We start from the raw sequence: 5553 nt of genomic DNA on the forward strand, positions 1-5553 counted from the left end.
CCGGGCGCACCGGCCGGGGCGTGGGCCTGCGCGGCGCCCTGTCCCGCGCCCGGCGCCGTACGGTCGCCCGCGCCCGGGGACGCGTCCTCGGCGGCGGGGGCGGGCACGGTGGTGAGCCCCGGGGCCGGGCCGGAGCCGGGGAACGGGTCCAGCGGGACCGCGTAGCTGGCGGCGAAGCCGAGGCGGGCGGCGACCTCGCGGTGGCGTGGGTGGAGACCGGTCTCGCCCGCGATGTCGGGGTGGGTGACGTCGGCGCGCCGCTTGCCGCCCGGCTCGGGCAGCCCGTCGAGGAGATGGCCGCCGGGCGCGGAGCCGCCCGGGATCGTCTCGATCTGACCGAGGTCGGCGCGGCCGAGGCCGAGGCCCACGGTGGTCACCGGGCCCTGCCCGTCCGCCGGTTCGAGCGCGACCAGCCCGCGCTGCGCGCCCACGAGCGCGGCGCCCGCGCGCAGCAGCTCCCTCAGCGCCTCATCGAGGGTGCTGGTGTGGACCAGCCGCTCGGTGAGTTCGTGCAGCGTGGTGAGGTCCGAGACCCACCCGGCGAGCCGGTCCTGAACCCCGGGTTCGGGCGCGGTGAGGGGCCGGCCGATGGGGTCGGCAGTTTGCGTGGGTGCGGGGAGGGAAGAATCGATTCCAGCCACTTTCGGCGGATGGGGCGAGTTCATGGACCGCTGCCTTCACCCGTCGCGCCCAGCTTGCTCAATAGCATCGCAAACCCCCTGTCATGCTGCGCCGCTACTGTGCCGCTACTGTCTCCAGATGTACACGCACGGCAGAGGCGATGTCCAGCATTGTCCCGGTGGTCTTGTTAGTGTCTGTGGGGAATTGAACTTGGCTGAAAAAAAGTCGTTACGCTGTCAATTTGAGGTCGACTGACGTCATTCGACAGCGCGTCGTCTCCATCGCGGCGGGTACACATTCGGAGAGGGCCTGGGGCAGATCGGACCGCCCCGGAACCCCGTGGCCGGTCCAGGCGTCATAGACCACAACGGCCGCGCCCCTCCCCGAGTGGCGAGGAAAACGCACCACCCAGGACGGTAAGCGCCATGTGCGCGCCACCCCTCGCCACGTTCCACGCTCGGCCCGCGGCGTGATGCGCTGCCTTGTACGCGCAGTGACTTGTGATCCACGTGCTGTGAGTGGCCGAACGACGCCCGGCAGCGCCACGTAGTGCCATGTGAAGTGCCATGTAGTGCGAACGGATACAGCCCTCGGCGTTAACGGAAAGGAACGAGCGCTCATGCGCGAGATCCTCGGAAGGCGACGCAAGTTCTCGCTGCGGCGCGGCGCACGCTCGCCGCAGCTCCGCGCGGCGCTCACCTGCGCCACCGAGTGGCAGTGGCCCGTGCTGCCGGGCATCGGCCTCCGGCCCGGCGGCGGACGCATGCGGGTGTGCGGCTGTCCCGACCCGGACTGTGCGGTGCCGGGCGGCCACCCCTTCGACCCCGTTCTCCTCGCGGCCACCACCGATCCGCGCATGGTGCGCTGGTGGTGGACCAACCGCCCCGGTGCGCCGCTCCTGCTCGCCACCGGCGGCACGGCCCCGTGCGCGCTCAGCCTGCCCGCGGTCGCCGGGGCCAGGGCGCTGGCCGCCTTCGACCGGGCGGGCGTCCGGCTCGGCCCGGTGGTCGCCACACCCACCCGCTGGTCGCTGCTGGTGGCCCCGTACTCCCTCGAAGAGCTGGGGGAGCTCCTCAACCGCCAGGATTGGGTGCCCAGCTCGCTGCGGTTCCACGGCGAGGGCGGCTATCTGGTGCTGCCGCCGTCGCAGACGGGGCTGGGCCGGGTGCGCTGGGAGCGCGCGCCGCAGCGCCGCCGCGGGCGGCCCTGGCTGCCGGAGGTGGCCACCGTGGTGGACGCGCTCGTCGAGGCGAGCAGCAGCGCGCCCGACGGGGGCAGCCGGCTCGCGTACTGACCGGGACGTCCCTGGCACCATCCGATGCATCTGCACACGCGGCGCGGCCCACGGCCTCGCCGCGTGTCGTGCGTTCGGGTGATCTTCAGGTGGCCCGGTGCCGACCCGAGACCTTGTCCGCGGCGGGGGCAACTCCCGCGCCGCCGCGGCCCGTTGGTCCGTACCGGACTCGTGCGTTCCGGTACCGGACATGGAAGCGCCCGGTCGCTGGCGACGGGGGATGCACCAGCGACCGGGCTTTTAGAACCGTAACAAGAGATCGGCCCTAAGCAAATTCGATCGCGGATTTCCGGACGTGTATTTCCAGGGCGTAACCGCAAGTTGTGAGCAGCGTCACGCCTCCCGATCGCTCGGTCGACCTGTCGGGGGTGCTCAGCTGAGCGTCACCTGACGGTTGGTGAGACCGCCCCGGGCGCGCCGCTGTTCGGCGGTGAGCGGCTCGTCCGAGGCGAGGGCCTCGCCCAGTCGCTCCGCCAGCTCCGCGGCCGGCTTCTCGGTCTCCTCCGCGCCCATGCCGCGGGGCAGGTCCCACACCGGCACGGTGAGCCCGTGGGCCCGGAAAGAGCCCACCAAACGGGTGCCTTCGCCCAGTGAGGACACCCCCGCGGCATGCAGCCGCGCGAGCGCGTCGAGCAGCTTCTCCTCCGGGTGGGGCATCACCCAGCGCAGGTGGTTCTTCTCCGGCGTCTCGCACCAGTAGGCGGCCTCCACGCCGGTGAGCCGGGCGGTCGGGATCGCGGCCGCGTTGGCCCGTTCCAGGGACGCGGCGACCTCCCCGGTCGCGTTCGCGGCGTCCTCCAGCCAGAACTCGAACCCCTCGTGCAGGGTCGGCGTGAAAGCGCCCTTCGGGTCGAGCAGATCCTGTAGGCGCGGACCGTCGCCGGGCGCCCGCTGGGCCGCCACCGGCGTGCCGGGCTCGGCGATCAGCGCGCGCCGCAGCGTGTCGGCCAGGTCGCGGCTGAGGTCGCCGGAGGCGGTGTCGTTCTGGAGGCCGAGCAGTACGGCGCCGCTGTCCCGGCGCAGCGCGGGCCAGGCCATCGGCAGCACGGTCGCCAGGGTGACGGACGGCACACCCTCGGGCAGCCCCTCGGCGAGGTCCAGCCGGACGGTCGCGGCGGGCACCAGCTCGCGCAGCGCCACCCAGTCGCATTCGTTGGGGAGGCCCTCGAAGGGCCGCTGCACCAGCTCGGTGACGGCGTGGGCGGCCTCCCGGCCGTGGCAGGCCTTGTAGCGGCGGCCCGAACCGCACGGGCAGGGCTCCCGCGCACCGACCACGGGGATGTCGCCCGAGGCGGCCCGTGGTCCTGCGGCCTTCGTCTGGGGGCGGCGCTTCTTGGCCATGGTGTGGCTGTCTCCCGATCGTGGCGGCTCAGGGCTTGTCCGTACGGCTCGGATACGGCTCGAATGGTTGCTCGTATCGGCTACGGGCTCGTATCGGCGCGTACGTCGTCGTACGGCTACGCGTACGGGCGGGAGCCTAGCCCTTCGACCGAACCTCGTCGGCCAGATGCGCCGCGTCGGTCACGCCAGCTCGTCCAGATCGGCGAAGCCCAGCTCGCGGTCGAAATCAGGATCGATGTTCGTCTCGATATTCGCCACGAGACCCGCACCGGCGCCCGCGCCGCCGTTCGCGCCGCTCTTCGCGCCGCCGTTCGTCGTGCCGCCGTTCGTACGGAGACCGGGCTCCAGCTCCGCGCGCAGCTCCGCGCCGAGGCCGGTCGGCAGCATGACCCGGCCGGAGAATCCGGTGTCGGCCGGGAGGAGGGCCCAGACGGTGACCTCGCCCCTGCCGTCCCGCACGCCCCAGTCGTCGGCCAGGGACCTGATGATGTTCAGTCCGCGGCCACCGCGGGCCGTCACGGAAGGTTTGGCCGGAAGTGGCCTTGTGGGGCCACCGCCATCGGTGACTTCGACCGTCACCCGATCGTCTTCATCGACGCTCCACGCCGCGAGAACCGTCCCGCCGCCAGGGCCGGAGCGGCATGGGCTGCCATGCCGCCACGCATTGCTGAGTAGTTCCGAAAGGATCAACACTGCGTCGTCTATGACCGAATCCGATACCCCAGTCCTGCCCAAATCGCCGCGCATCCACTGTCTTGCCACGCGGACGCCCGCAGGACCATGGGGTACGGCCATGGTCGACGACGTCGGCACCTTCTGTGCCACCACCAACGCCACCCCCGAGACCTCCTTAGCCCCACGCCAGGGGATGGATGCCCCGATGGGCTGGAGCGGAAACCGGCCAAGTGGCATCGTGTGACGCACTCGTCACGATCGAATACGTAATGAACGCGCCGGTGCACGCCTTGTAATGCCCACTATGAGCGCCCGAGTTGGGACAATACCTGTTTGGGGCGATTCGTGATCAGTGCGTCGACGCCCAATCGCACGCACAGCTCGACATCGGCCGGTTCGTCGACGGTCCACACGTGCACTCGGTGCCCCGCGCGCTGGAGCCGCGCCACGTACGTCGGGTGGCTGCGCACGATCCGGATGCTGGGCCCCGCGATCCGCACCCCCGGCGGGAGCTGCCCGTCCCGGTGGCGCGGCAGGACGAACTGCATCAGATAGACGGTGGGAATGGCGGGCGCCGCGACCCGCACCCGGTGCAGCGAGCGCGCCGAGAAACTCATCACGCGCACGGGCGGCGGCTCGCCGGGCGGCGGCGCGTCGAGCCCGTACCGGCGCAGCAGCTGGATCAGCCGGTCCTCGACCTGACCCGCCCAGCGGGTGGGGTGCTTGGTCTCGATGGCCAGTTCGACATGGCGTCCGGCGTCGGCGATCAGCCCCAGCAGCCGTTCGAGGGTGAGGACGGACGTACTGTCGCGGCTCTTCCGGTCCGGCGCCTCCTTGTCGGTGGCCTGACCCTTCCAGGAGCCGAAGTCGAGGGCCGCGAGATCGGCCAGCTCCAGCCCGGAGACCGCGCCGCGGCCGTTGGACGTGCGGTCGATGCGCCGGTCGTGGACGCAGACGAGGTGACCGTCGGCGGTCAGCCGGACATCGCATTCGAGGGCGTCGGCGCCGTCCTCGATCGCCCGGCGGTACGCGGCCAGGGTGTGCTCCGGCGCGTCCTCTGAGGCCCCGCGGTGGGCGACGACGGACACGGTGTGCGGACCCGGGCGGATGTCCCGGTCAGAACGCGCATAGGTCACCGCGTTATGGTGCCACCGCCCGGTGTCCATCGGTGGAAGGTTCCGCTTCCGGCCGTTGCCCGGAATGGCGGTAGGGCGAATTGTCCGGGATAAAGGGTGGTAGTCCACACGGCCGCCGCTCCTTACGGCGGTCTGACGCGCTGTGGGAAAAGCTGACAACGGTAATACGTACGCGTGGGCCGTCATGGAAAAACTGTCGTGCACCTGAGGAGACAGCTGTGAGCACCGAGAACGAGGGCGCTGCCGTACCGCCTGCGGCCGGGCCGCAACCGGCCCCTCCGGCGCCGCACCCGAACCCCGCGGTGCCCCCCGCACCGGACTTCGAGCCCACCGCGGGCGCGAAGCCGGACGCGCCGGACGCGCGGCCGGAGGCGCCGGACGCGCCGATAGGCCCGGCACCGGACCGGACAGCGCCGGACCAGATGACGAAGGCGGGCGCCCCCGCGCCGTCCCCCACCCCTCCGGCCCAGCCCCCGGCCCCCACCC

The 5553-nt window shown here is 72.0% G+C and carries 5 protein-coding genes and 1 pseudogene; 2 read left to right on the top strand and 4 right to left on the bottom strand.

Annotation, left to right across the window (positions count from 1 at the left end):
* The coding region (locus EEJ42_RS34810; protein WP_425473010.1) for a GAF domain-containing protein at positions 1–665 on the bottom strand (665 nt) is incomplete at its 3' end.
* 575 nt (positions 666–1240) lie between these two features.
* Between EEJ42_RS34810 and EEJ42_RS34815 the strand changes: the two genes are divergently transcribed.
* Positions 1241–1915, top strand: coding sequence for a bifunctional DNA primase/polymerase (locus EEJ42_RS34815; protein ID WP_123106177.1), 675 nt, complete (start codon positions 1241–1243; stop codon positions 1913–1915).
* A 372-nt stretch (positions 1916–2287) separates the two neighbouring features.
* On the opposite strand, the gene EEJ42_RS34820 is transcribed toward EEJ42_RS34815, so the two are convergent.
* From EEJ42_RS34820 to EEJ42_RS34830, 3 genes are all read right to left on the bottom strand, one after another.
* Positions 2288–3256 (bottom strand): DUF5926 family protein, encoded by a 969-nt coding sequence (locus EEJ42_RS34820; protein WP_123106179.1) that lies wholly within the window; start codon positions 3254–3256, stop codon positions 2288–2290.
* Between the two features lie 180 nt (positions 3257–3436).
* On the bottom strand, positions 3437–4168 hold the full coding sequence (locus EEJ42_RS34825) for an ATP-binding protein (protein WP_123106181.1): 732 nt from the start codon (positions 4166–4168) through the stop codon (positions 3437–3439).
* Between the two features lie 65 nt (positions 4169–4233).
* Complete coding sequence (locus tag EEJ42_RS34830) at positions 4234–5067, bottom strand: glycerophosphodiester phosphodiesterase (protein WP_123106183.1); 834 nt, start codon at positions 5065–5067, stop codon at positions 4234–4236.
* 218 nt (positions 5068–5285) lie between these two features.
* On the opposite strand from EEJ42_RS34830, the pseudogene EEJ42_RS34835 reads away from it, so the two are divergent.
* Positions 5286–5553: pseudogene (locus EEJ42_RS34835) on the top strand (BlaI/MecI/CopY family transcriptional regulator); the annotation flags it as partial.

The sequence above is a fragment of the Streptomyces botrytidirepellens genome (assembly GCF_003721215.1).
In the GTDB taxonomy this organism is placed as follows: Bacteria; Actinomycetota; Actinomycetes; order Streptomycetales; family Streptomycetaceae; genus Streptomyces; species Streptomyces himastatinicus.

What these genes read in the sequence shown, in the direction of transcription:
- EEJ42_RS34815 (WP_123106177.1), top strand. Translation starts at nt 1,241, where the DNA reads ATGCGCGAGATCCTCGGAAGGCGACGCAAGTTCTCGCTGCGGCGCGGC.
- EEJ42_RS34820 (WP_123106179.1), bottom strand. Translation starts at nt 3,256, where the DNA reads ATGGCCAAGAAGCGCCGCCCCCAGACGAAGGCCGCAGGACCACGGGCC.
- EEJ42_RS34825 (WP_123106181.1), bottom strand. Translation starts at nt 4,168, where the DNA reads ATGCCACTTGGCCGGTTTCCGCTCCAGCCCATCGGGGCATCCATCCCC.